The 26,927-nt window shown below is 53.4% G+C and carries 16 protein-coding genes, 2 tRNA genes and 1 riboswitch; of the genes, 13 read left to right on the top strand and 5 right to left on the bottom strand.

The genetic code is table 11. The features are described 5' to 3' along the window. Window positions 1–804 precede the first annotated feature (804 nt). A tRNA-Arg gene (locus CA13_RS34900) sits at window positions 805–876 on the top strand. 306 nt (window positions 877–1,182) lie between these two features. On the opposite strand, the gene CA13_RS08700 is transcribed toward CA13_RS34900, so the two are convergent. Further along, window positions 1,183–3,891, bottom strand: a complete 2,709-nt coding sequence (locus tag CA13_RS08700; RefSeq protein ID WP_419194104.1) for a CHAT domain-containing tetratricopeptide repeat protein — start codon at window positions 3,889–3,891, stop codon at window positions 1,183–1,185. Window positions 3,892–4,652: 761 nt separating this feature from the next. On the opposite strand from CA13_RS08700, the gene CA13_RS08695 reads away from it, so the two are divergent. Both CA13_RS08695 and CA13_RS08690 read left to right on the top strand, forming a co-directional pair. Beyond that, window positions 4,653–5,900 carry a zinc ribbon domain-containing protein gene (locus CA13_RS08695; protein WP_146395582.1) on the top strand — a complete coding sequence of 416 codons (1,248 nt, stop codon included), beginning with the start codon at window positions 4,653–4,655 and terminating at the stop codon, window positions 5,898–5,900. Window positions 5,901–6,270: 370 nt separating this feature from the next. Then, window positions 6,271–6,468: an SEC-C metal-binding domain-containing protein gene (locus CA13_RS08690; RefSeq protein ID WP_146395581.1), complete on the top strand. Its 198-nt coding sequence runs from the start codon at window positions 6,271–6,273 to the stop codon at window positions 6,466–6,468. 68 nt (window positions 6,469–6,536) lie between these two features. Here CA13_RS08690 and CA13_RS08685 read toward each other — a convergent pair whose 3' ends face one another. Beyond that, entirely contained in the window at window positions 6,537–6,896 is a 360-nt protein-coding gene (locus CA13_RS08685) for a four helix bundle protein (RefSeq protein WP_146395579.1), read from the bottom strand. A gap of 52 nt (window positions 6,897–6,948) precedes the next feature. Between CA13_RS08685 and CA13_RS34895 the strand changes: the two genes are divergently transcribed. The 4 genes from CA13_RS34895 (at window position 6,949) to CA13_RS08665 (ending at window position 10,149) form a co-directional block, all read left to right on the top strand. Further along, window positions 6,949–7,019, top strand: a tRNA-Cys gene (locus CA13_RS34895). 563 nt (window positions 7,020–7,582) lie between these two features. Further along, on the top strand, window positions 7,583–7,954 hold the full coding sequence (locus tag CA13_RS08680) for a hypothetical protein (protein ID WP_146395577.1): 372 nt from the start codon (window positions 7,583–7,585) through the stop codon (window positions 7,952–7,954). 502 nt (window positions 7,955–8,456) lie between these two features. After that, on the top strand, window positions 8,457–9,038 hold the full coding sequence (locus CA13_RS08670; protein ID WP_146395575.1) for a nucleotidyltransferase domain-containing protein: 582 nt from the start codon (window positions 8,457–8,459) through the stop codon (window positions 9,036–9,038). Window positions 9,039–9,373: 335 nt separating this feature from the next. Next, window positions 9,374–9,485, top strand: a riboswitch (SAM-I-IV-variant riboswitch). Between the two features lie 55 nt (window positions 9,486–9,540). Continuing rightward, a complete protein-coding gene (locus CA13_RS08665) occupies window positions 9,541–10,149 on the top strand; it encodes a hypothetical protein (RefSeq protein WP_146395573.1) in 609 nt (202 codons plus the stop codon). A gap of 312 nt (window positions 10,150–10,461) precedes the next feature. Here the strand turns inward: CA13_RS08665 and CA13_RS08655 are convergent, their stop codons facing one another. The 3 genes from CA13_RS08655 to CA13_RS08645 are packed head-to-tail and all read right to left on the bottom strand — an operon-like array spanning window position 10,462 to window position 16,447. Then, entirely contained in the window at window positions 10,462–10,857 is a 396-nt protein-coding gene (locus tag CA13_RS08655) for a metallophosphoesterase family protein (RefSeq protein ID WP_146395571.1), read from the bottom strand. A 47-nt stretch (window positions 10,858–10,904) separates the two neighbouring features. Beyond that, entirely contained in the window at window positions 10,905–13,376 is a 2,472-nt protein-coding gene (locus CA13_RS08650; RefSeq protein WP_146395569.1) for a DUF2357 domain-containing protein, read from the bottom strand. Window positions 13,377–13,378: 2 nt separating this feature from the next. Then, the gene (locus CA13_RS08645; RefSeq protein WP_146395567.1) at window positions 13,379–16,447 is read right to left on the bottom strand and encodes an MrcB family domain-containing protein; all 3,069 of its coding nucleotides are present in this window, start codon (window positions 16,445–16,447) and stop codon (window positions 13,379–13,381) included. A 251-nt stretch (window positions 16,448–16,698) separates the two neighbouring features. Here CA13_RS08645 and CA13_RS08640 point away from each other — a divergent pair, with 251 nt between their 5' ends. From CA13_RS08640 to CA13_RS08615, 6 genes are all read left to right on the top strand, one after another. Beyond that, entirely contained in the window at window positions 16,699–16,908 is a 210-nt protein-coding gene (locus CA13_RS08640) for a MerR family transcriptional regulator (protein ID WP_146395565.1), read from the top strand. A gap of 29 nt (window positions 16,909–16,937) precedes the next feature. Next, a complete protein-coding gene (gene drmD / locus CA13_RS08635) occupies window positions 16,938–20,201 on the top strand; it encodes a DISARM system SNF2-like helicase DrmD (protein WP_146395563.1) in 3,264 nt (1,087 codons plus the stop codon). A gap of 7 nt (window positions 20,202–20,208) precedes the next feature. Then, window positions 20,209–21,171 (top strand): hypothetical protein, encoded by a 963-nt coding sequence (locus CA13_RS08630; RefSeq protein WP_146395561.1) that lies wholly within the window; start codon window positions 20,209–20,211, stop codon window positions 21,169–21,171. Window positions 21,172–21,195: 24 nt separating this feature from the next. Then, the gene (locus tag CA13_RS08625) at window positions 21,196–25,419 is read left to right on the top strand and encodes an Eco57I restriction-modification methylase domain-containing protein (protein ID WP_146395559.1); all 4,224 of its coding nucleotides are present in this window, start codon (window positions 21,196–21,198) and stop codon (window positions 25,417–25,419) included. Between the two features lie 84 nt (window positions 25,420–25,503). After that, a complete protein-coding gene (locus tag CA13_RS08620) occupies window positions 25,504–26,454 on the top strand; it encodes a hypothetical protein (protein ID WP_146395557.1) in 951 nt (316 codons plus the stop codon). Next, the gene (locus CA13_RS08615) at window positions 26,451–26,891 is read left to right on the top strand and encodes a type II toxin-antitoxin system VapC family toxin (RefSeq protein WP_419194103.1); all 441 of its coding nucleotides are present in this window, start codon (window positions 26,451–26,453) and stop codon (window positions 26,889–26,891) included. The genes CA13_RS08620 and CA13_RS08615 overlap by 4 nt, the downstream gene beginning before the upstream one ends. Window positions 26,892–26,927: the final 36 nt, after the last annotated feature.

Here is a 26,927-nt window from a genome sequence, read left to right as displayed (position 1 = left end):
GAAGTTTGAAAAATCAGCGCGAACATGCTTCACACTTCACCCTTCCAACTTCTTTTGTCCCACCGAAGTGAACCTTGTGTTCGCTTCGTAGCTCAGTTGGTAGAGCATCGAAATGTCTGATTAACAAACTTCGTCGATCGTTTTTCAAACAACCCGTGGGATAGGCATCCTGCCTGTCATCAAGCATTCGACAAGCTGGAAGCTTATCCCACATCCAATACACGACTAACTGCCGCATCGGAGTACACGGATGAAGTTTGAAGTAAGGAAGGTGAAGTGTGAAGAATGCAGACACCCGACTTCAAACTTCTAACTTCTCACTTCAAACTTCCAAACGTCGTCTCGAGAGACTGAACTATGCGTGTTTTCCATTCCTGTTTCGCCATTGCGACCGGCCACGAGTAATCCAAGCTCGCGGTCGGGCAGAGAACACACATGCACAATTCGATCTTTCAACGATTACGGAAATATGAAAACCACAACCGAATCCCGATCCCAAACCGTGACGACCGTCGCGGCCAGGATCGCTGGCGAAGACATCAAATGAAGTTTGAAGGGTGAAATGTGAAGAGTGAAGGAAGTATGGTGTTCGTCTTTCAAACTTCACCCTTCACTATTCAAACTTCAAAAAATTGCTTTCGACACACGACAGCAACAACTCGTCCGGCTCGACCGAGACAACGGCCGTTCCCTTTGGAAACAAATGGGAAAAACAAAGAAGAAGTGAGAAGAGTGAAGAGTGAAGTTCGAACAAAGCCGCGAACCTGTTTCAAGCGTCACTCCTCTTACTTCGGACTTCCAAATGACTCGTGGGTGTGCTGGACAGCATGGCAGTCTTCGAAACTGTCGGACCAGGTTCGATTCCTGGGCGGGTTACTAATGAGAAGTGAGTCCTGAGGGACCAGTTTTGAGGAAGAACGCTCAGGACTCAGGACTCGAGACTCACACCTGGCTTCTGTTCTCGAAGTGTGCCGGAATAGCACGCGACGTCGATCTCATGGATCGCTCTGCGACGGGGCGAAGGTCGTAGACCAGGTTCGATTCCTGGCGAGAGCACTTGCTACACCTTGATGAGGGAGCAAACTGATGAAAGACGCGCCCAACGAAACTCTGGCTGCAGCAACCGGCCCCGGTTCTCTATCCAGCCGAGAACGACGCAACTGGGGAAGCGGACGAGTTAAGTCAGTCAAGATTTAATGATCTCCAATCGCCAGAGAGCTGAAAGACAGCCCAATGAATCGGTGACTTATAATCATTTCTGAGCAATGATAATTGAGATGATCGAATCGCCTCCGATCGTGACTGCCCGTTTTGCAGATTCTTATAGAACTGTTGCATCAACACAGACGTTGATTGATCATCGATATTCCACAAGCTGATTACCTGGGTGCGAGCGCCCGCCAGAACTAAGGCTCGTCGCAAACCGAATACGCCTTCTCCGTCGTATACTTCACCAACCGCCGTTTGGCACGCCGACAATACCGCAAGTTCGGTCCCAGAGAGATCGACATTAGACAGTTCTAACGCTGTCAGGATTCCGTCATCCCCATGACCACCACAGAAATGATCAGCGCCGGCCATCACTAGACCGCTACGTACCAACGGGTTTTCGTTCAACAAAGGTTCAGGCAACAAAAGCTTCATAGTTTTCCCTCCACCGTAGTCAAAAAACACTTCGCGTCGAATTCGAGGCAGGAAGAATCCGTGGGAGGCAACATGAACCATTTGCGGCGATTTTAGTGACTTGACAATGTACTCTGAAGCTTCTTTGCCGGAAACGAGACTGGCTGCTGGAAACATCCGCTTGATTGCTTTGCCTTCCGCTTCTGCACCAGGAAGGCTCGTAAATTCTCTCGTTTCATGATGACGCGAACGACGTGCAGTGCTTTCTTCACCCAATTCGGCGTCAGTTGCAGGATTCGCGACAATGAACATCGGCGAGACTGCCTCTCGCTTGGTAGGCTCACTCGATAAACGAATTAAGTCGCGTCCACACCCCAGATAGGTCAACTCGAAGTCTTCAATCAAGAATCTGTCGCGATCGTCAATCAGTGCGCAGAAAGGCAGCAGATTGAGAAAACTGTCTGGTGAAATCAAAATCTGCCGTTTGTCGGCAAGGTGCCGGTGCAATGGAAAAACAAGTAGCTCGTACAGTTCCTTTCCTAAACGACGGGTTTCAGCCTCAGACCGATCTGCGATGGCCTTGCGAAACTCAATGATCTTCGAGTCAATTCGATCGGCTTTACCGAGTAAGGCGAACTCGAATGTCTGATCCGACCGTAGTAAATAGACTCCATAACGACGTGGAATGGATGCTCGAGCGCCTTGCGGAACACTCAGATCTTCGTCCCAATACTTCACGTATTCCAACAGAACCCCCTTTGTCGGCAGCCCCTGCGCGACTGATGCTAGCGAAGGCTCCTGGTAGTCAACCCCCAGAGATCCCAGACTTGAAACTAACTGTCTCTCAAGCTGATCTTGTTTGTCCTTCAAGCTATGAATGCGAAGCTTGGCTTCATGCGAAACACCGCCAGTTTGGAGCAGTGACTTCGAAAGCTCTGCTTTTACCGTTCCAAGTTGCTCGACTAGCCCTTCGTCAACATGTTTGGTACGACTGAGATGTCGACGACGATCTCGAAGTACCTCCATTACCCGTCCTTTTCTTTGCAAGATTGTTTCTAGAGCCAGTCGGGCCGCGTTTTGATTGTTCGGTGCGAATTGGAAGTGCAAACAGTAGGCGAGATTCGTTTTGCCCTCCAAGCTTCTGAGAAAGTTTAACTTCGCTTTGTCCGAACCAACGTCTAGCGTTAGGCGAATGATGCGTTCGTAGATCTTCGTTGCTTGTTTCAAGTCAGCGATTGCACCATCTAGTTTGCCCGCATGCGCCTTTAGAACAGAGCGAGTCGAGAGAGCGTTTGCAGTTTCGGAATGCTCGCTACCATGAATCTCCAAATAGAGCTTCAAGGCTCGATCGAGCTGCTTCTCGCCTTCCCCAAAATTGCCCTCTCGTAAATGACTCCAAGCCAAATTGTTTAACAGTGTCGCCATAAACGGTGTTTTGCCAGCATTGACATTCTCATACAGCTCAATCGCTTTGAGATCGCAATCAATCGCGGCTTTGTTTTCTCCAGAAGCCGCCATGACGCCCCCAAGCATGTGCCAATCGAAAGCGATGTTTGGGTTCGTCTTTCCCAAACGATCTTCTTCGATCGCAAGTACCCTACGGTAGTGAATCTGGGCCTCGTGCAGTTGTCCCCGCTTCTTCAACAAAAACGCGTACTCTTTCAAAGCATCGGCAAAGGGAATGCTAGAACTACCGTGCAATTGTTCGGACTGCTTTACCGATTGCAGTAGATACTTTGATGCCTTGTCATAGTCTCCAATATCACGATAGAAGGCCCCGACACTGGTTAAAATCATTGAATACACAATGGGCTGGTCGATGGGGTTGGGGTTCACTTTGGCATCAAAGTGATGAAGAGCTTCCATGAAGTGCGTTTCGGCCTGTGGGATATTACCAATGGCATCGTACATCGCGGCTAGCGAACTCGTACTCATCGCGATGTCAACTCGGCTTTCGGACCCAGCGTCTTCAAATACACAGATTGCACGATTCAGCGATTCAATCGCCGATGTTTGATCTCCTAGTTGACTTTCAATCATCGCAAGCGTGTAGAGAAGGTGGCCCCGTTCGGTAGAGTCGTCGTCAAGCACCAAATCAGCAAGACTTATTGCGCGTTTTGCGTACTTGAGAGCGTCTTCTAATCGACCGAAAACGCGTTCAAGAATTGCAAGTTCACCGAGGACCTGGACCATCGCCGGATCGCCAGCTTCATTGGCATTCTGGAGGATCTGTTCGGCCTTAACGACAGCGTTTCGAGCCTCTTGCATACGGGAATGTCCCCTTAACCAACGAGCCCGATTCACATATTTAACTGCTTCGTTTGCGGCACTCTCTTGGGCTGTGCAAACAGCGTTCGGGAGTGACGCTAGCAGTAGGATCGTTAGGACAATACGCATTGCAATTGGATCAATCTCAATTTTCTGATGGAGCCGCCGAATGTTGGCGATTATAGCTGAAGCGATAGCCGTTTGCTCGTAGGTGGGCGAGTGTCAAAGTCAGTAGAAGGGGGAACGAAGCCTCGTAAACATATCTTTGGCGTTCTCGGTATCCTGGCCTGTATAACGGGTCATCTTGCCAGCGGGTCGTGGATGAACAGCGTGAAGTCTTACGAGATTATCCCTTCTTCTGGTTTCTAACGAGACGTTTTTTTTCTAACGAGACGTTTTTCGTGCGAGGCGCGATTCGTGGTTGGGCTACATTGAAAACCACGCCGACGTGGCTCGACTGAGAAAGGCACCGCTCTTGGCAGTGTTTCTTTTTTGGCTCGCTTATGCGGGTGCCCAGTCGTCGGCTCTGATTTTCTTGTCCTTGGAGTGTGCCGGATTCGCACGCGACGTCGATCTTGTGGATCGCTCTGCGACGGGGCGAAGGTCGTAGACCAGGTTCGATTCCTGGCGAGAGCACTTGCAGGCAGTTGTCACAAAACTTGCATGTCAGAAAAACCGATGGCCGTTCGTTTACTGTAGAATCAAAATTCGGTCTGGGAGCGAATGTCTGAAACTGTAAATTGGCTTGGGAGCTGATAGGTATGAATGAGAATTCTCACGACGAAGAACGCGTTGATTTTTCTGTCGGCGAGGATCCCGATTTAATCTGCATCGCTGATGCATGCCACCAAGCAAACCTGAGATCGGTAAAGGACCGCATCGAGGCCGCCTTGCGCGGCGACGCGTTTATGCTCTCACTTCCAGAGGACTTCGGAATCACAGGGCGACTCGTTGTCGGTGAACTGGACTGCCTCGAACAAGAAACCTGGGTCGCGCGAGCAAGTCGTTCTATTCAATTAGAGACTGGCAAACTCGTCGTCGATGGCGGCGGGTTCTTTGGACGTCAAACCGACCCGCAGGTCACGCAATCGGTCGATTATTCGATCTTTCAATTTCCGCCAGGTCGCTACACATTGACATGCTATGCCTATCTCTGCTCGGACGTGGCGACCGACTTGTTTCGCCGTCGCAAACTGTCCTACATCGAACTGTTCCGGCGCAGCCATCCCAGCGAGCCGATTCCGGTGTGGTTGTTCGAACTGGCGGCGGATCGTGATAATGATCTCGAGGAAGAAGAGCTCGAAACGGTAGACGAAGCGACGCTCGACGATTCACAAGTCGAAGTCATGATCGAATACGTACTTCAGCTGCAACCGGCTGAAAGTGGTACGCAAGAATCTGGGTTATCAGCGAAGGGAAAACTCAGATGGGAAAAGCGATGGCCGAAGACTTTTCCGCGTCCGCTGCTCTCAGCGGAGCATCCACGCGCCGCAGGAACCAAGGATCTAACCAAAACGTTGATCAACTCGTTTGCTCAGGGGGATTTCGAAGCGTCGAGTGACATTTTTACAAGATTCCTACGGGGGCAAGTGGGCGAGTTTCTGGCGACGCAATTCGCAGCGATCACCAAGAAGATGTCGATCCCAACGAGAATCCGGCGGCAGGAATCGCTCGCGCTTGCCAGCGACTGGCTAGAGAAGACAGGGCTCCCTAATGCTCTTGTCGATACAAGGGCGATTGAAAAAGAGCGGTTCATCGGAAGCACCTTTTTTCAATTAGTTGGCGACGGACGCCATCGACACGAAGAAGTATCGGTCAGTTTCAACTTGGCGTTCGTCAAGACCGACGCGGGCATACGTGCTGCGGGCATCAAGATGGAATGGTGTGCCCCGAGACCAGCCAAGCGTCGGAAGCGAGTGCTCACGGGACCTCCCTGCCCGAAGTGTGGTGAGCGTCTTGCGTCGGAGCATGCAAAGCAGTGCATCCATTGCGGTGCGGATTCGCACTAGGCTTTCCTGCCGCCATGGATTTGGGTGTAGGGTTTAAAAAATTGGAAGCTGAGTTTTGCAGGACTACTTTTGTCACCAGGGTTGATACTTCGGCTTGGCAAGAAATTCATGCGAACCCCAGCGTCGGCAATGAGGTCTGTTCTAGGATGACAAAAAAACGCTGGATCCAGATGGCCAGGTAATCCGCTTTCAGCGGATCGAAGTGGGTTCGACTCCCACCGGCGTTTCTGACCGATCGACTGCCTGCTTGGATTACATCTTTTTGTGAAAAGGAAACGGTATCTGAGTGACCCTTTCGCCGATTGGTCATTTCTCGATTCAACACTCTTACTCTCAAACCCGAGCAGAACGATGCGATACGAACACATGTATGACGACGACAACGCCCAATGCTTTCAAGCCGATGAGCAAACGTCGTAGGGGCTTCCCGTCGGAGACGAAAGTCAAACGCGGAGTCCGAATCATCCAAGGCAAGCAACTCGAGGAAAAGCTCGGCCGCAACGACCTATGCCCATGTGGCAGCGGCCAGCGGTTCAAACGTTGCTGCCTCCGATCGGGACGTCTGTGATGGCGTCAATCGTGACGACTACTTTTAGAGAATGAGTCCTGAGGGATGAGTCTTGAGCAGTGAGGGAATCAGGAAGACGAGCGAAGTGAGCGGATGAGTCCAGCGAGCACCCTTGCTGTTTCATCCGCTTGGCTTGCAAGTCGTTCGGCGGTCTCGCCGCTTGTGTACTCGAACCGCCTTGCGATGGTCAATTGATATTCAACTTCACGTATTGAGCCGAACGCCATATCGAGAAAGCGAACGAAGTCGGCCTGCGAATTGCGGGCACAGCCTTCGACAATGTTTGACGCAACTGAAACGGAAGCACGACGAAGTTGCGACGTCAGCCCGAACATTTCGTCCTTCGGAAATGTCCTCGTTGCTGAGTAGACCGACATAACAAGCTGATCGGCCAACTCGAACGCTCGTAGTTTTCGATGATCCCGCATGCTTTCCTCTTTCTTTTCTCAGGACTCACAACTCAAGACTCACCCCTATCTTAACGCTGGAGCCAGATGGCTAGGCGGCCGGCTGCAACCCGGTTCAAGTGGGTTCGACTCCCACCAGCGTTTCTTGATCGACCAACTGACGAATCGGACTACATCTTTGCCAAAGGCCCGTCTGATTCAAAAGGTTCGCTGGTCGATCTTTTGAAGTTTGAATGGTGAAGTTGGAAGTTTGAAAAATCAGCGCGAACATGCTTCACACTTCACCCTTCCAACTTCTTTTGTCCCACCGAAGTGAACCTTGTGTCCGCTTCGTAGCTCAGTTGGTAGAGCATCGAAATGTCTGATTAACAAACTTCGTCAATCGTTTTTCAAACAACCCGTGGGATAGGCATCCTGCCTGTCATCAAGCACTCGACAAGCTGGAAGCTTATCCCACATCCAATACACGACTAACTTCCGCATCGGAGTGCACGGATGAAGTTTGAAGTAAGAAAGGTGAAGTGTGAGGAATGCAGACACCCGACTTCAAACTTCTCACTTCAAACTTCCAAACGTCGTCTCGAGAGACTGAACTATGCGTGTTTTACATTCCTGTTTCGCCATTACGACCGGCCGCGAGTAATTCAAGCTCGCGGTCGGGCAGAGAACACACATGCACAAATCATACTTTCAACGATTACGGAAACATGAAAACCACAACCGAAACCCGATCCAAAACCGTGACCACCGTCGCGGCCAGGATCGCTGGCGAAGACATCGCCAAAGGTGACTATGTCACCATCCTCAGCGAGATCATCGAGCTTCCGTCCTACTTATGGAACTGCTCGGGCATCTCGCAACCCATCGACGAACTCGTTCGACTTCGCCACTTGCCAAACGCGGCCGGCGAACCGCACAAAGTCGTTGCCGTTTGCTTGCCGTTTGTTTACGCGAAGCGACCCAAGGGAAACCTGATCGCTTTCGACACACGACAGCAACAACTTGTCCGGCTGGACCGAGACAACGGCCGTTCCCTTTGGAAACAAATGGGAGAGACCACCAAGAAGAAAACGAAATAGAAAACGCACACGACCTTTGGAAGTTTGAAGTGAGAAGGGTGAAGTTTGAAGGGATCTGATTCCTACTTTTCACACTTCTAAGTTCTTACTTCACCCTTCCGCCGCTTCGTCGATCGCGTTTTTTGCATCACTACCCGTGGGATAGGCATCCTGCCTGTCATTCAAGCTAGTCTGCATCGACATTCAACCCTACGGAACCAGCCAGGCACCCGAGCGAGACGACATTCTGAACATCGGCGGCTTCAGTGACGCCGTGTTCAACGTTGTCTCATCGTTCCTAGAAAACGACGCATCCCGCTTCGTCCGCGAAGTCGAATCCGTCGAACTGTAACGTGGGATAGGCATCTTGCCTGTCGAAATGACAAGCTGGAAGCTTATCCCACTTCAAACGCCCGCGGCGGAGCAATCTCCCGCGGGCGTTTTCGATTTCTGCTCTGCATTCGCCCTTATTCGGTCTCTATTTCGCTTCGGCGTGGTGCAGGTATAATCGGAGGCGAGGGAAATGATGAACACAGCACAAAAGGTCTACATGATGCTTGGCAACGAATCGCTTTGGGATGTCGCTGCGCGTTGCCATGAATTGCTCACCGAAGCCGGAATCGCTTATTCTGTGTGTGGAGGCGTTGCAGTTTGCTTGCACGGTTACCAACGAAACACAACGGACCTGGATCTGGTGATTCGATCCGAAGACAGCGATTCAGTACGAAGCGTCTTGACCGAGGCCGGATTTGCGTGGGATTCAGAGAAAGCGGAGTTTCGCACCGAAGACGGGATCGCGATTCAGTTTCTAATCGCGGGTCACAAGGCTGGCAAGGGAACCGAGGTCTCGGTGTCCGAACCGATTGGCGACCTGAATGTCGAGCAGATCGAAGGGCTATCTGTGGTTCGCCTGTCACGTTTAATCGAAATGAAGATCGCATGTGGGATGAGTAACCTGCGTCGGACCCATAAAGACTTCGCTGACGTGGTGGAACTAATCGCGATCCGCAACCTGGACGGATCGTTCGCTCGTTTCTTGCACAAGTCACTGCGACCAACGTTTCGCGAACTTGTTCGCAATGCTGCTGGATCAGACGAAGCATGATTGCCGGAATCGACATCCGATCCCACTGAACTAGGCTGACGAGTAGTGAGCGTCACTGCAATCGCATATTTTCGCACTTCACCCGTCACCCTTCAAACTTCATTGACGCATCCCGCTTCGTCCGCGAAGTCGAATCCGTCGAACTGTAAGTCGAAAGGCGAACTACAATCCGAAACGCCCGCGGAGGAGAAATCCCCCGCGGGCGTTTTTATGTAGCGTGAAGCCATGTGCTGCTGATCTTTTGTGCCTTTTCGAGGTTTTCCTGGAAAGCTGCGCCCCGAATCCAGCGGTTTAACGCCTAGTATTATCAGTGCGAGTCAGTGTGGCTTGCCCTTTTTAAACATGAAGAGTAGGGCTCACGCCCTTGCCAACCTGCCCGGTCCGGGCAAGGTGGACTCGGTTTCTATACCGACATGCGGCTGTCAATCGGCAATCAAGCGGACCGATCAAGCAGAGTCGTCGATGCGTGAGTCTTCGTGCCTTTCCGCTGGAGACATTTCCGATGACTCAACGACCGACTGCCCACTGTCCACTCGGTGATCTTAGAAAAGCATTTGACATTGCAGCCGAAAGCCATCGCCGTAAAGATGACTCCCCAGATCCAGATCGCAGCCAAACCGCCTGGGGCGATGGACCGCATCCAGGCATCGATGAGCTGCGAAAGATCGAACAAAATGAGTTGCCTCTATTGACAGTTGGCGACATCACATGGCAACGAATTCCGATCCCCAACCACGTCTGGTCGCCTGCCTATGATGACGCAAATGTGCTCAACCCATCTTACGTTGGGCGTATCCAGCAACCGCAACATTTGCACACAACATTGGTGATCAATCAATCCAAGGTCATTCACGTTGACGTGATTAAGCATCGCAGTTACGGCCCGATGAGCGAACTGCAAGACTTCATTTTCTTTGTGAGCAAAGAGTTCGTCTCACGCGGTGGAGTGAAAGTGATGCCGCCAGGAGCATGGCACAACGGATGGCCACCGGCTGCCCGCTTCGGCAAACACCTGATACTCGCGTGCAAAACCTTCCCCAGCGGTGTGCTCCCCCAATACGACGGGTTGTCGCTATGGAAGCAACAAGGAGATCAAAACAATAATCAATAATTTCGAAACGCAATATCGCTTCACTGCCCAGAAGTTCAAAAAACGCTAGGTCGATACGGCATCGCCGATCCGAAGCTGGTTTGCATCGACCATCAGTTTTACGGAACAAGCCAGGCACCAGAGCGAAGTGACATTCTAAACATCGGCGGCTTCAGTGACGCCGTGTTCAACGTCTGCCAATCGTTCCTAGAAAACGACGCATCCCGCTTCGTCCGCGAAGTCGAATTCGTGGAACTGTAAGTCGAAAGACGAACTGAAAACCGAAACGCCCGCAGAGGAGCAATCCCCCGCGGGCGTTCTTTGCATTTTCGGTTACAATTCGATCACAAACCCATTGTTCTTCAACTTCGCTGCGAGATTGCAGCATGAACAATTGATGTACTGCGTTGCACCGCGAGTGAACATCCCGTAGTTGCTGATACCTTTTTCGTCGTGCAAATGACCGAAGGCGTGTATCTTCGGCTTGATCCGTTCTTCGACGTGTCGTCGCAGAGCAGCACAGCCGACCTGAACGAGTTCCTTTGACTCGATGTCGTGCGTGATATCCAAAACACCCTTTGGCGGACCATGCGTAATGAAAATGTCCACATCATCGGGAACTGATTGCCAAACGAGATCAAGTTGCCCACGCTTCTTCATGTACGCCCAATCGTGAAAACGAGGCGTGTATGGCGAACCGAACAACTTCAGCCCATTCCTTTTCCGCATGGTACGACCACGAGGATGCGATTCACACGGGACTTGTCGGCTGACATTTACGCTTCCTGATGCTGGATGAAATCTCTCAGCGAGAAATAACGCTCAGTTCCTTCGACGGGACGCCAGAGGAAACCATTCTTGCCGTCAAAGCGAACTCGGTCGCCAGATTCAAAGTGAAACCAAGCTCGGCCCCTTGGGTTTTGAGCATCTTGGCTTCTTGCCGAAGCGAGACGAATCGAAAACGTTTTCTTGGTCGCATGCAGCCATTCCAACAATCGCCATTCCGGCTCGGTCTCCAACGCGACTTCAGAAACGGACCTTGCTCGTTCCAGTCCCAAACGCGTGGTCCAGCGTCCCTGAGGTGGCATGTAGTCCTGAGAGGTGAACTTAATCTCACGATTCATTGGACGGATGGGACTCAACCGATACAGCACCATGGGTTCGTTGCGTCGTGGTTGCCATGGGGTCGCAATCTCGGTGCGATCCACGAACTCGAACGATCGAACATCGGCCACATGTCGGATGCCCGGGTTGCCTAAGCTGGCCGGCGTGTAGATCGCCACTTGGTTGACGTGATGTTGGCGCGGCTGGGTTTTGGCGTAGGGCTGGTAATACACTCGCTCCGACATTATCCAATCGAGATGCTCCTGCGTGCCAGGCGAACGCAGCGTTCCGATCAAAACCGCTTCGCTTGCCGCGATTCGCCAGTCCCTTGATCGCTCATCCGCGGAGTTCGCAATCGCACGGTCCGCCATCGACCAACCGCCTTGGCGAACGGCCGAAAGCAACCATTCTTTCAAGAACGCAGTGTTGCTGGGCAGCACCGGGATCGCCCCCACACCAAGTCGCTCCAGCGATTGCCACAAGCGGCTATCACGAAAGTCGGAGTCGGGCGAGAGGTTCATCGGAAACAAAGCCGCTGCTTGAACGACAGATCGCTTCAACCCGAGTGCATCTGATTCCGTCTGGTCGATCTCCAAGATTGCATCGCGGTACCGGTGCAAGACATTGATCGCATCCGCGGGTGGGCCAAACGACTTGAATTGCTGACGGTACTTATCGGTCGCGTCGATTCGGTATTTGGCATCCGCCACCAATTGGATAATGGGCCAACCGTCCTCTTCAAAGCGAATCAAGATATCAGGCTTCTGCGGGATCAGTGTGGTGTCTTGGTTGGCAAACTGCGGGTTGTACTTGACTCGAATTTTTCGATGCTTACCAGCCGCGAACGCGACCTGCTGCGTCTCGCCCTGCTTCAACTGAACCGACAGGCCCGACGAGCGAACGCGGAACAGCGATTCGAGATTCTGCGGAGGACCATGTTCGTCTTGGATGATGCGAACGACAGTCAAGTAAGTCCAGTACTCGTACAGCACCTCCAGATCCTTGACAGCCAACTGAATCAAATCACCTTCGAGCCGCAAACCCATCTTCAGAAACATCAGCAGCCGATAGGCCTCTCGGTAACCCGGTGCCGACACTAGTTGCAGTGAAGCAAACCCCATCGGCGGATCGCCTTCCGCTTCTTTGATCGGTTCCAAGTTCAATAGCCGCGAAACTCGACTCTTCAAACGGGTGATACCTTCGGACGTTCGCTTGCGGCGCGAGGACAATTCGGCTTCGCAGTCGTAGATGTTCGCGATCTGCCCGAGAGTTCGCTGAATGTCGACAAGTTGATTCCGGAGCCAACGGTGTTCCATCGTGTCCAGCGTCAACTCCGCGGGCCGCTCGGTGATCTGCTCGCGCAACGAGAACCCATCAAGTCGAACCAACGCCCCCTTTCCCCGACCGCGTCGAACCTGGGACCTCACACGTGAATCCACTCTGCGGATCCGTTCCAGCTGCGTCGTTCGCTCGCGTCGAACCAGACCTCGGGTCGGTCGCTGGGCAATGTGGTTCATTGCCTCGTCGAGATCGTCGAATATATGTTCGATCAAGATCAGCCACTCAAGCTGCGATGGCGGGCGATCACGCGATCGTTTGCCCATCTGGTGAGTCGACCGCAGGTATTCGTAAGCGAGGTTTGTCAGAATCGACTGTACATCGGCGACGATTTCCTGGTAGTCCGATTCGTAGTCGATCTTCGTTGGAAAGACTTCGACCTCAAAGTCGAGTGTTCGATTTCCGTTGACGTAGATCGAGAACAGGCTGCGCCCTATCTGCCCACGGAAGTTCACGCTTCCGTGAACCACGCGTCCGTTCTCTTGCGAGTTCAACGCCCGAGTGATAACGGGATCGCGATGCCGTATCTCGACCGTGTCACCGTCATTCGCGCCGCGAAGGTAAAGCTGGTATTCGGTCTGTTCATAAAGTGGCGGTCCATTCGGATCGCTGGCATCCGATGCGAGTGCATCCGGTACACCGTTTCGCATCATCAGGTCACGCCACTGAAGACCGTCGTCGTGCGGCACCAACCGTAACCGTCCCATGACCGGCATCGACTGTGCCAGCACAGCGTGTTCGTTCTCGCGGACACGATGCCAGTCGAGAGTGAAACGATTCGTTGCGATGCGGAACAAGTGCTTCATGGCTACAACCAGAACGAGGTGTAGCCTTCGGACTTCAATCGCTCCCACATCAGGCAAAGCCGCGAAGCTGTTCGTGGAAAGGCGACACCCTCGATTGCGTCCGGTCGGTCTGCGTCGGCCCAGCTCTTAACCGCGGTTTCAGCATCATCCGATTCGTTCATGGACTGCCCATGTGCCAGCCCCAACAGCCCGATCATTGTTCGGTGAATCGCATTGCTGCCGCCAACTAGCCGCGGCAACACCTTCATCATGAGGGCAAGGTCGAGCGGATCGACCTGCTTACCGTCGCGTGTGCGAAATGAATCTTTCACCTTTTCTGAATTCAGCAGAAAGAGGATGACCTCGTCACGGGTCCGGTATCCCACTTGCAACTGACTATGCACCAAGCATTTGTTCGCCTGTTGAAGAACTTCAGTGGCTCGTTCGGCTGGTGCGCGGAACGCTGGCGAGTCTTGGTCACACTCGGACAGTCGTGTTGCGTTGCAGTGCCAGAACGCAGCCGGCCAATAGACGGGATCCATTGATCCAACCGATGAGGTTGACTGATCCAAGTCGAGATCGACTTCAGACAGTTCCAATGTGAAAGCGCGGTCAAGTACTTTCCGGCTGAACCCGTGAGAGCTCTCGTCCATGTTCACAGTACCAACGATCCCAAAGTTCGCTGGCATTATTTGCTCTTGCCATTCCCTGTACTCTGCGGGCAGCGTTTGAGCGACTAACTTCGTCGTCTGAAATCCGCCAGTCGTCGCTTTTCGACGATCTTCAACTGAACTCAGCACTTCGGCGAAGTAATGCTCCACACGGGCCAAGTTCATTTCGTCCAGCAAGCAAACGTGATATCGCTCAAGATCGGTCGATGCTATCCGCGCGGCCTTCAACACGACACCGGGACGGAAACGATCCTGCAGGTCAACGTAGCCGAGAACGTCGGAACTGTCCGTCCAATCGGGCCGCACAGAGACTCGATCCATCTTTCCTGTGGTCAAATCAGCAACTAACGCTGGTAACTTTGATTTTCCTGTCCCCGACACACCAGCCAGGATGACAAAGGGCTTGGTGCGCAGCGCAGTGATATACGTTGCAATCTGCCACGGATGAAAAATGAACCCTTCAGCTTCGATCGCGTCGATCAGGTTTTCGGTTGCCTCTGCCAAATTGGTTTCGGCGATCAGCTCAATTTCGTCGTCATCATCATCTTCCTCGTCGCAGTCGATCGCATCTAAACCAGGGATGCCGTCGTACGCACCCTTCATCTCACAAAGGAACGGGATGTTCGTATCCATTGGAGTCAGGGTTTGCATCGGCAGCAACATCGTTGACGGCATTGGATGCTCGTCAACACCCTTCCAATCAATCGTACGCGATGACGGATGCGGTTCTTGATCTTCGTCGTATTCATATTCTCCCGTGACGATCCCCCAACCACAGATCGCGCTGCGGCCGACTTTCGCAAAAACGACGTCGCCAGTTTTCATCGTCTTGTAGAACAGCCATAGCATCCTCGCCGCCGCTTTGCTCTCGGCGTACTCTTCCAGCTCAGCCTGCGACGAATACTCCGACAGGTCACCCGTGTCACGCCATCCGATTGTACCGACGCCTCGTTCTTGCCAGTCTTCCCAAAGAGTAGCCTTCTGGCCTGGCGCTAATATCCAATACTTCGGCATATCAATCTCCACCGGCTCGGCCGGCCACCATTTAGATTCAATTGCATCCAAAACCCTCGACTGGCAATCTACGTCCTGCAGCATTTCCCAATACGCTTCCTGTAACCTCGCGTGTGAGACTCGTTCTCTGATTTTCGCTGGCGTGGGCGCGGACACGTCAAGCAATTCGCTCGGGTCGTGATGAGCATGCATCCAAAATAAATCGCTCGCCAAACGACCGAATCCCTCCGCTAATTGCTGCTCGCCGATTTCCTTGCCATGTTCTCGCATTCGCGACACAAATCGGGGCAGCAACCAGTCAAACGAAATGCGATTATCATCCAGCTCCCCATCACGAATCGCTTCAATCACCAGTGTCAGGATCACGGGTTTGTAAAGCGTCACCGCGTGCATGGATTGAATCAGCGAGATCAAGTTGTCAGCACGCTGTTGATCGTTCTCAAAGATGAGTGCTGTTCGCCGATCTGCCTTCAGCCCTAACTCGGGCATCAGCAAGTAGCAAATCTGTACTGCAGTCGTGTTATCAATCTCTTTCCTTGGAGCCTGTCCGCCTTGCTCCTTCAGCCAAGCCAATTTCGACTGATAGGCCGACAGAGTCACGCGAGCCGGACTCTCCGAATCCAGACGCTGAACCGTACAGCCGCGGTCATCAACGTCAGTGATGATGAATCGTCGGTCACGCTTCGGACTTAGAAATACGACTCGTTCGTCAGCGTACTCTCGCATCAGGGTCAGAAAGTCAATGCCGACGTCGTCGGTAGGCTCTGACGATTCGATATCAACCCAATGCCGATAGCTGGTCAGCAGTACTTTCAGAGCCTTGGTCAACTCCGCGGGCGATCGTTTCAACTCTTCGAGATTGACGAACCTCTCGAACACCATGCCTTTGTCGTAACGCCGTGCCAAACCGCCCGAACCGATTGGTGTTCGCTGTGACGAACCGCTGACCACATCCACGAACCCGACATCAATCAGTTCCTGTCGGCGATCGCTGCCAAGTTCGTCCCAAACCGCTGCCGCCTTTTCGTCCTCTCGACCTCGATAAGCCTTCGCAGCAATCCCAAGTCCAATGCGAATCCCAACGGGAGCTTCCGGCGAAAGATGGATCACGGGGTAAACGCCTTTTTGTGCGCTGGTCGTCTCGCGGCTATCAAAGAACGCCACCCAGGGAACTGCAGCCCAGTTGCCCTTTCCGACCGACGCATCGCCAACCCAGTGATCGCCCTCGCAGAGCGCCGGCAGCATTTCTTCGGCAACCGACTTGAGTTGTCGCTCCAGTTGCTTCACCTCTGCATCTCGGTCCACCGTCGCAGGACGGTCCGGATAAATCGTCAGTAAACGCGCGCAAGAGTCCCAGAATTCGGGCCATAGAGTCGACTCGCCGCCATTACTTGATTCCGAATTCATGCGTCTGCGTTCTCTGTTGCTTTTTACTCAATCCAAGTTGGTTGATTTGTTCTCTCGCACCACTTCACTCCACGACAAATCCTCTACGAAAGATGAAGTCACGCATCACGTCGCCTTCACACTGGTTTTACAAATTCTAACAGCAGTAGATCGCGCAGACTATCCGTGAGCTGCAGGGTTTGGTACCCTAAACGAATTCAACAAGATGGGGCGAAACCAGCACACGAAGTTTCGATGACTGGAATTCGACAATGACCAAACTATCCGACTATGCGTTGACGTCCGAGGCAGCGGAAATACTTGGCGTTTCTCAGAACACCATTCGGACTTGGGCCAAGGATGGAAAAATCCCTGTGCATCGGAATCCGGCCAACGGCTACCGATTGTTCAAACGGAGTGACTTAGACAAGTTTCTCAAGAGCATTGAACGCTCCGCATCAAAGCCCAAACGATCGAAATAGGACGACCACAAACCGGATTGCAACGAAGCATGACGACCACCATCGAAACACTTCAGCCCGGACAGATCGCTCGGATTCGGCAACGAACCTACCTGGTCGAGCAGATCGTCAAACCCAAGCGAGTCGCGGACAGCACGCTAGTAAAGTTGTCCTGTGTTGATGACGACAACCAAGGCGCTCCACTGGAGGTGCTTTGGGAAAAGGAACTGGATCCCCATGTCTTGACCAGTGAAGCGTGGGAAACGATCGCCGCGAAGGGCTTTGATGAGTCGAAAGTGTTCGCCGCGTATTTAAACACACTCAAATGGAACTGCGTCACGTCGACCGACCCGAAACTATTTCAGTCGCCGTTTCGTGCCGGCATCCGTTTGGACGCCTATCAATTGGAGCCACTTCGCAAAGCGTTGTTGCTTCCTCGAGTCAATCTATTCATTGCAGATGACGTGGGCCTGGGCAAGACGATCGAAGCCGGTTTGATCGCTCGGGAGCTTCTGCTTCGCAAAAAGGTCCGCGAGATATTCGTTTCCTGCCCGCCGTCGATGCTTTTGCAATGGAAAGAAGAACTAGAAGCTCGATTCGGCTTGACGTTTGAGATCCTCGATAAGGATTACATGAAGCGAGTTCGGCGTGAACGCGGATTCAGCGTCAATCCTTGGAGCACGCACACGCGATTTTTGATCTCCCATCGGTTGTTGATCGACGAAGCTTATGCTGGCCCACTGCGGGACCACCTTGGCACGTTCCGTAGCGGATCGTTATTCATTCTTGACGAAGCACACCACGCCGCACCTTCTAGCGGTCAGAAGTACGCGATCGACTCTCAAATCACGCGGTCGGTACGTGACTTGGCTCCGAGGTTTGAGCATCGGCTGTTCTTATCGGCGACGCCACATAACGGCCACTCCAATAGCTTCTCCGCGTTGCTCGAAATCCTTGATCCCCAACGCTTCTGTCGTGGCGTCCCCGTAGCGGCCAAGCATCGCGACGAAACGATCGTTCGCCGAATCAAAGAAGACATTCGCGAGATTCAGGGAGGCTTCCCAAAACGCCGCGTCGTTCAGGTGACGATCGACGGGCTGCCGGAAGACGCACCGGAACTGAAGCTTTCTCGTTTGCTGAATGAGTACCGACAAACAAGGGAAGAGCGTCTAAGCAACGAAACCAAGCGGAAACAGGCCGCCTCGGGTTTGCTCATCACCGGACTACAGCAACGATTGCTTTCATCCATCGAAGCTTTCGCTAAAACGTTGAAAGTCCACCGTAAAACCGTCAAGCGTCAATGGGAAAAGATGCAGGCCGAAGCGATTGCCGAGGCGGAAGCACCGCGTCACGCCGACCTCCTGGCCGGCAGCGTCGGCAGCGATGACGATCGCGCATCGCTTTCCGAAGAAGAAATGGACAACGAAGTCGCTTCACAGGTGGAAGCGGTGTCAGCGAGCACCCTGGGGCCGACCATCGATGCGGGCTCCAAAGGACTCTTTTCTCGCGAGCAACTACTGCTCGAAGAGATGACCAACATTGCCGAGCAATCGCGCGGCAAGACGGATACGCGAACGGAGAAACTGATTCAGTGGATTCGCGACAACATGTGTCCTGACCTTGGAAAGAATGATGCACAGTGGAACGACACTCGCGTATTGATCTTCACCGAGTACGACGACACCAAACGCTATCTGGTCGGTCGCCTAGAAGCAGCCATCGCGGGCAGCGATCGAGCTGACTCTCGTATCAACATTTTTCACGGACCCACGCCACCGCCCAAACGCGAAGAGATCAAACAGGCATTTAACACCGACCCCAAGAAGCATCCGGTTCGGATTTTGATCGCGACCGACGCGGCACGTGAAGGCCTGAACCTGCAAGCACACTGCAGCAATCTGTTTCACTTCGACGTGCCTTGGAACCCTAGTCGGATGGAGCAACGTAACGGACGGATCGACCGCAAGCTGCAGGCCAAGGAGGAAGTCTTCTGCCATTACTTCGTTTACAAGCAACGACCTGAAGACCGCATTCTGCAAGTGCTGGTCCGGAAGACTGAAACGATCCGAAAAGAACTCGGCAGTCTGTCGCAAGTCATCGACGCCAAACTCACCAAATCGATGAGCCTCGGTATTCGTCACGGTTCGATCGACGACATGGAAGCCGAGATCGACGCGGCCGACATCGAAGAGAATCAAAGGACCGCGATTGAAGACGAACTTGAAGCGACTCGGATGCGTCAAACTGAGCTTCGCGAACAAATCGACCGTCTTCGAACGCTACTTGAAAAGTCTCGCAAGAGCATTGGGCTTAGCGATGAACATTTTCAGTCCGCAATCTCTTGCTCGCTGGCTCTGCTTGGCACCGAGACGCTCGACGAAACCAAAGACGAAGACGGGGCCACGTGTTTTACCTTCCCCGCCATCGATCAGCGATCCGGTGCTGATCCCACATGGGCCGAAACGATGGACACGTTGCGGATTCCGCGAAAACGAGACCAGAAACTATGGGAGTGGCGACGATCGTCGCCCATTAGGCCCGTCGTTTTTGAAGACCCTGGCGTTGTCGGTGACGACTTCGTTCACTTGCACCTCGAACAGCGCGTCGTCCAACGTTTGCTCGGACGGTTCACGGCTCAAGGATTTGTTCATCACGACCTATCGCGGGCTTGCTTTGCCCAAGCGACCGACTCGATTCCGCGCGTCGTGCTTCTCGGACGCCTGGCTTTGTACGGCGAGGGTGCCGCTCGATTGCACGAAGAGCTCATTCCCGTCACTGCACGTTGGGCTGACCCCAGTATCCGCAAAGGCCCATTGTCGCCTTATGCCAAAGACGCCGAAGCAAAGACGATGGGTTTGTTGGGCGACGCGCTGCTTGAGGGCGGTGGCATCAAGCTGACCCCCGAAGTCATCCAACAACTCCAGCAATCTGCCGCCGCTGACATCGGCGAACTGCTGCCACACCTGGATACCCGCGGCGAAGAATACGCGGCCGATGCGGAAAAGAAACTCGCCGCCCGTGGAGTCGTAGAGGCCAAGGCGATGCGTGAGATTTTGGAAACGCAGCGCAAACACATTTCCGACACCATCAAACGAATTTCCAAACTCGACCCCAATCAAATGCGGTTTGATTTCGGGGACGTCGACGACGAACTGCTGCAACTCGACGCCAATAAGCGTTATTGGGCAAAGCGTCTCGACGAACTTCGCGAAGAACTCAAAACCGAGCCAGATCGCATCGCAAGTATCTACGAAGTCCAAGCGAAGCGAATCGAACCGGTCGGGCTGGTTTATCTATGGCCGGTGACGGGGTAATTGCGCAATGGACTCGGTACAAGAACAGACAACACGTTTGATCCGTCCTCTCATTCCACCGGATGCAGAGGAAAGGGTGGTTCGCGCAGTAAAGCAATGGAATGGCACGCTACGGAAGCACATTCGAGATTCGACTGGGTTGCGATTGAACGACCATGACTCGAATCAGTCAATTCCAATTCGAGTTGTCGAGGGCTTTTCAAGCGAGTTGGCGAACCTTATCAATCATTATAACGACCCTGTTCTTTGGAAGCTTATCGTCGGCCAGCCAAAAATTGGCGGGTTGGTTGCAGGCGCTGACTACCTGCTTAATTTTTGGGAAGAGGTACAAAACTGGGACAAGCTTCCCAGAAAATGGCAGGCTTCGGAACGCTCGCTTGCTCGCTCTCGTGATCTTGGTCTCGTCCTACAAAAACTTGCCATTGCTGAAAAGGTTCGGAAGGAAATTCGAAATATCAGTGAGGACATTCTCGGTGCCTACTTTTATGGCTCGGAGAGCAAGATTGAGATCTACTGGATCGCGATTGCAATGACCGCTGCGATGGCAGATGTGCGAATCGAAGACTTGACGATTGTCGTGCTTATACATGAACTCGCTCATGGCTATACACATCTAGGCAAAGATATTGACGGTGGTGAATGGCCGACCGATGGCTTCCGCCATTCTGATGCCGAAGTCAAGGAAGGTTTGGCCCAGTTCTATACGCATGCAATCACTGAATCGTTAGCGATGCGCACGCCGGGACCGCGTCTTGCCTACAAGGCGTTTCTTGAGATGCAAGGTGGTCCCTATTTATCTCACTTGAAATGGTTGAAGCAACATCCCGATCGAACTGGCGAGATTATCCGATTCTCGATGGTGTCAGCTCGCTCATTGGGTGAAGTGAAGCATGTGGAATGGCTTAAGCAAATGCGAAAATCGGGAAGTTCTCTTGGTAAAAAGAAGAAGCAAACGAAAGAGCTTTTCTAAAGCAAGATTCATAGAAACAACATCATGCCAAAATCACCCGAAGAATTCGCGCACATCGAATGGCTGGGCTATGTCCAGCCCATCGGCCTTGTCGTTTCGATTCCCGCGATGCTCGAGGCTCAGTGTTACGTCAACAAGAACATCATGGGCCAGCACGCCCGATTCTTGGAGTGCTTGGTGCAAGACGACGCTGGCGTTATCCATCCAGAGGTGCGTGACCTGCGTGAATTTGTCCAAGCCGTCCTGGGCTGGGAAGTCGAAGACCTCGTCGATGTGCCTGCACGCCAAGTGCTCAGTGGCGACATGGCGAAGTTGGAAGTCGTCTTGCCGCAGTACAACGAGACACTGCGTCCGACGCACGCGGTGCCCGTTTTCAAGCCCGAGGAAGGTCAGAACCCTTGGCTCCTGCTGATCCAAGAATTGCCCACCGGTACCGACCTCGATGATGCGGGGGCTGCCGATAGCAGTCGCCACTGGAATGCCGCGCCGCAGGCTAAGTTCGAGCGATTGCTGCGCGAGACCGAAGTGCCGATCGGTCTGCTGTCCAACGGGCGATCGTTCCGGCTCGTCTACTCGCCTCGTGGCGAAACGAGCGGCTACGCGACGTTCAACGTTGACGAAATGGCACAAGTCGCTGGGCGGCCTATGTTTGCCGCCCTACACATGCTTCTGTCTTCCGAGCGCATGTTTTCGATGGGCGACAACCAGCGGTTGCCCGCCATCCTGACCAATAGCCGCAAGTATCAAAACACGGTTTCGACACAACTGGCGGAACAGGTCATGGCTGCCCTGTTCGACCTACTGCGTGGGCTTCAAGCTGCCAATGATCATCGCAACGGAGAACTGCTAGACCGCATTCTTGAAAATGATCCGCAACACGTTTATCACGGATTGTTGACCGTCCTGATGCGGCTGGTGTTCATCCTGTACGCCGAGGACCGAGGGCTAGTTTCTAGCGATCCGATCTACTCCAACCACTATTCCGTGTCCGGGCTGTTCAATCGAATGCGCAGTGACCATGGTCGATTCCCCGATACGATGGACCAGCGTTTTGGATCATGGGCACAACTGCTGACACTGTTCCGATTGATCTACGGTGGTGGCCAGCACGACGAGATGAAAATCCCACCTCGGGATGGATATCTGTTTGATCCCAACCGGTATCCGTTTTTGGAGGGACGTTTCGATGACAACGACGTCAACATCTACTCGGACCCTGAGCGGCGATCCCCGGTCAATGTTCCTCGGATCAGCGATGGCGTCGTCTTTCGAGTGCTGCGAAACCTATTGATCTTGAATGGCGATCGGCTCAGTTATCGAACGCTGGACGTTGAACAGATTGGTAGCGTTTACGAAGCCATCATGGGATTTGAAATTGAGGTCTCTGGCGGCAGGTCGATTGCCATCAAGCCGCAGAAAAAGCATGGTGCGCCGGCAACGATCAATCTGGACGCAATGTTGGATGTGGCGGGCAAGGACCGCGCCAAATGGCTGAAAGAACATACCGACCAAAAGCTCGGTAAAGCGGACGCCAAAGCGATGAAGGACGCCAAGTCGATCGATGAAATCTTGGTTGCATTGGATAAAAAGATCGCCAAGTCGGTCACTCACAATGTCGTTCCCGACGGATCGATCGTCTTTCAGCCCTCCGACGAACGCCGCCGCAGCGGATCGCACTACACGCCCCGATCCCTAACCGAGCCGATCGTTGCCACGACTCTGAAGCCGATCCTCAAACAGCTCACCGACCCGGAGGCCGATCTTCCCACCGTCTGGGAGCCCACCAAAGAAGACCGCAAAAAGAAATTCACCAAAGGCGAAATCGAACTCCGCATCAAAGCCTCCGAGCGGAAAGTCAAACACGCCCAGGCCGCCCGCCAGATCGGCACTCCCCATCCCTCGCAAATCCTCGACCTGAAAATCTGCGACCCGGCGATGGGCAGCGGAGCCTTCCTGGTGGAAGCGTGCCGCCAACTGGGCGATGAACTGATCAAAGCGTGGTACGCGCACGATGCCGTCCCGACCGACATTCCCCCCGATGAAGACGAAGTGCTTTACGCCCGCCGTCTGATCGCCCAGCGATGTCTGTACGGAGTGGACAAGAATGTGATGGCGGTCGATCTGGCCAAACTCTCGTTATGGCTGGTGACGCTGGCCAAAGACCACGCCTTCACGTTTCTGGACCATGCCCTGCGTCACGGCGATTCGCTGGTGGGTCTGACGCGCGAGCAAATCATTGGCTTCCATTGGGAAGTGAAAAAGCAGAAGAAGTTTGGCGAAGAGCTGATTCAGCGTCGTCTGGACCGAGCGACCGAAGCGCGAGCCAAAATCCTCAACGCCCGCGAAGATGTGCCGTACCGCGATCAGCAGCAGCGGATGGCCAGTGCGGATGAGGCGCTGGACCTGATCCGTCTGGTGGGCGATGCGTGTGTGAGCGGTTTCTTTGCGGGTCAGAAAAAGAAGGAGCGTGAAGAGCACGCCGAGCGTCTGTTTGGAGTCGCCAGCTCTTATTTAGAGAGTTTGACCGCGGGGCGTGGGAAGCAGGTCGATTTCGAGTCGCGTCGCGTTTTGGGCCAGGCCGCCGCGCGGCTGCGCGCAGGCTCGCACCCCATCCCTGCGTTTCATTGGGAGATTGAGTTTCCTGAAGTGTTTGCGAGGGAGAATGGCGGGTTCGATGCGTTTGTGGGGAATCCGCCGTTTATGAGCGGAGCCGACATATCTCGCGCATTTGGCTACACGTACAACGATTACCTCTTCGAGCATTTCGATGGGGCTTCGAGAAAGGCTGACCTCTGCGCGTTTTTCTTTCGACGTGTTTTTGAGTTGCTAAATCGTGGGGGAAGTTTCGGCTTAATCGCAACGAACACAATCGCTCAAACCACAACAAAGAAAGTCGGTATTGCATGGATGGTGGCCCACGGAGGCACCGTTTATGCCGCTGAACGTAGTAAGACTTGGCCCGGCGATGCGGCAGTGATCGTTTCCCACGTTTGGATGATGAAAGGCGACTTTAAGGGCCAATTAGTCGCAAACGGAAAGCCGTGTACGCTGATAAGCAATGAACTTGAATCGACACGTCCCGAACTCAACATCAAACCAGAGAAGCTGAACGCCAACACAGAATATTGCTACGAGGGGTCAAAGCTCGCCGGAACAGGATTCTTCCTCGAAATTGGACAGGCTGCTGACATGTTGAAAGCGGACGCCAAAAACTCGGAAGTAGTCAAGAAATGCGTCGGTGGTCGTGAGCTTAATGAGATGCTCGAAATCAAAGAGCCACGTTGGGTCATTGACATGGAAGAGCGCACCGAAGAGGAAGCCAGATCGTTTCCAATTCCGTTCGCACATTTAGAAGAGCATGTAAAGCCACAACGAATAGCGAGAGATGCCGATCGGTATCCGCGGATGGTCGAACAATGGTGGAAGTACTTTCACGCGCGTCAGGGACTCTATCGTTATATTCGCGAAACGCGAATCGACCGAGCATTGGTGCGCTCACGTGTCTGCGGAATGCACATGGTTCGCTTTATCCCGACTGATTGGGTATTCACCGAAGGAGTTGTGGTTTTCTGCTTTGACGACTTTGCGTCATTCGCAGTAATGCAAGGGAATGTCCACGATGTTTGGCTGACAAAGTATGCATCGACGATGAAGTTAGATGTGCGCTATGTACCGCTTTCCTGCTTCAGACCCTTCCCTTTTCCTAAATCGTGGCGGGACAATCAAGACCTAACAACCGCCGGTGAAACGTGCTACTCGCGCAGAGAAGCATTGATACTTGAGAATCGCCAAGGACTGACAGATACGTACAACCGTTTTCATGATCCGCATGAGCAATCGGAGGGCATCTTAGAGCTTCGTCGTCTTCACGGTTTGATGGATGGAGCGGTGCTGCGGGCCTACGGCTGGGACGACCTCGCCGAGAGCGCTCGCTGTGAGTTCCTGCTCGACTACGAAGAGGAAGAAGACGATGCTGACGCGGGGCCGCCCGCAGCGGGAGCGCGGAAAAAGTCCAAAAAGAAAAAGCCCTGGCGTCTCCGCTGGCCCGACGAATTCCGCGACGAAGTCCTCGCCCGCCTCCTCGAACTCAACGAACAACGCCATCAAGAAGAGCTTCTTCTGGCGAAGAAGAGAGATGGGGAGAAGGGGAGTAAGGGAGATAAGGAGAGGCCGAAAAAGCATGGAAAGCGAGTCAGCAAGAACGATTCGGACCAGCCGACGTTGGAGTTTGGAGGCGAAGATGAATAGGCACAATCGCAAAGGTGTGACCAAACGTGTCCAATGTTGGCCTACAATTGGTTCTTTTGATCGAATGATCGACAGAGGCAGTCCATGCAATTAATTGAACAAACACTACGACTTCATAGTACCGACCATTTCGGCACGCGACTGCCACCGCAATACATAGGGCATTTGTTCGTTGAACTACCAAAGGTGATTCGACAATCCGTTTCGATGGCGGTCCAGAATCGCAGCTCCACCAAAGGACGCGGCCCGGAGTGGCTTAAGCGAGCGGCTGACATTCGATTTGTCGACCATCGCGATGACGATGGTATTTCGCTGCGGTTCGAGGCCGCTCGACTCGGCGATGCTGCCCCCGAACTATTCAAGCAGCAGAGTCTTTTCCCTGAGCTAATGCCGGACGCGGACACGACAGGTTTCGATATGTTCGGCGACGTTCTAACAGACATTCGTGTTGGGGAAAAAGACAGTCAACACTTCGACACGACTCTGCTTCGTAGTGTGGGCCGCTTTCAAAAATTCTTCAATAAGGGACCGTTCACGAGTATCGAGTTTCAGAACCAAAAGAAAGCTGGTCTGGCAATCGAACTGACTGCGGACTTGGTTGCCTCAGCCAAGTCGCTGTGCGGTATGACGCCGGTGCCCCAACGGGTGAGACTGGTCGGCGAACTGGACGGCATCGAAGCCAGTACGCAGCGGTTCACGTTGGTTCTAGATACCGGTGACAAGGTTTCCGGCGTTTTCGGCGACGCTCAGATGGATGAGATGCAGCGACTATGGAGGCAGCGCGTGCTTGTCCTGGGGTCCGCGGTCTACCGTCCTTCGGGAAGACTATTGCGGATCGAAGCTGATGAGGTCCGTGACGGCAGCGGTGAACCGTCGATATTCAGCCGGCTTCCCACGTCGCGGCATGATCTCATTGACACGTCCAGGCTGAAACAGAGGCAGGGACCACGCAGTGGCATGGCCGCCATCGCGGGCGCTTGGCCTGGTGACGAAACCGACGAAGAGATCGAGGCAGCATTGGAGCAGTTGTCTTGAGTATCTCGACCAGCGATATCGTAGTTTTGGACAGCAACGTGCTGATTCATTGGGCTCGCCAAGATCGGACGGGGCAGTTCTTGCTGGCAACATACGCATTGGATCAACGCGTCGATCGTCCGTTGGTTCCAACGACCGTTGAGGGCGAGGTTCACGGGCTTGCCAAGCACGGTGGCTGGGGCAAAGCAAAGATGGAGCGGTTGGATGACATCTTTGGAGAACTAGTGCGCATCGAGGCCGGATTGCCAGAGGTGATCGACGCCTATGCGGAACTTTACGACCTCGATCGTCGCGGCGGCCACAACACCGGCCAGAATGACATGTGGATCGCCGCAGCAACCAAAGCTGTCGGTGGTGTCCTGATGACCTGCGACAACGATTTCAACTGGATGCACTCAGGTCTCGTTCGTGTCGAGCACGTGGAACCACAGAAATAATCGTCACCAACACCAAAGCCCCACCAAGTTAACTGC

It is taken from the genome of Novipirellula herctigrandis (genome assembly GCA_007859835.1).
Lineage (GTDB): Bacteria > Planctomycetota > Planctomycetia > Pirellulales > Pirellulaceae > Novipirellula_A > Novipirellula_A herctigrandis.
The sequence above is the reverse complement of the archived record's forward strand: the minus strand, read 5'-3'. Positions and strand labels throughout refer to the sequence as shown.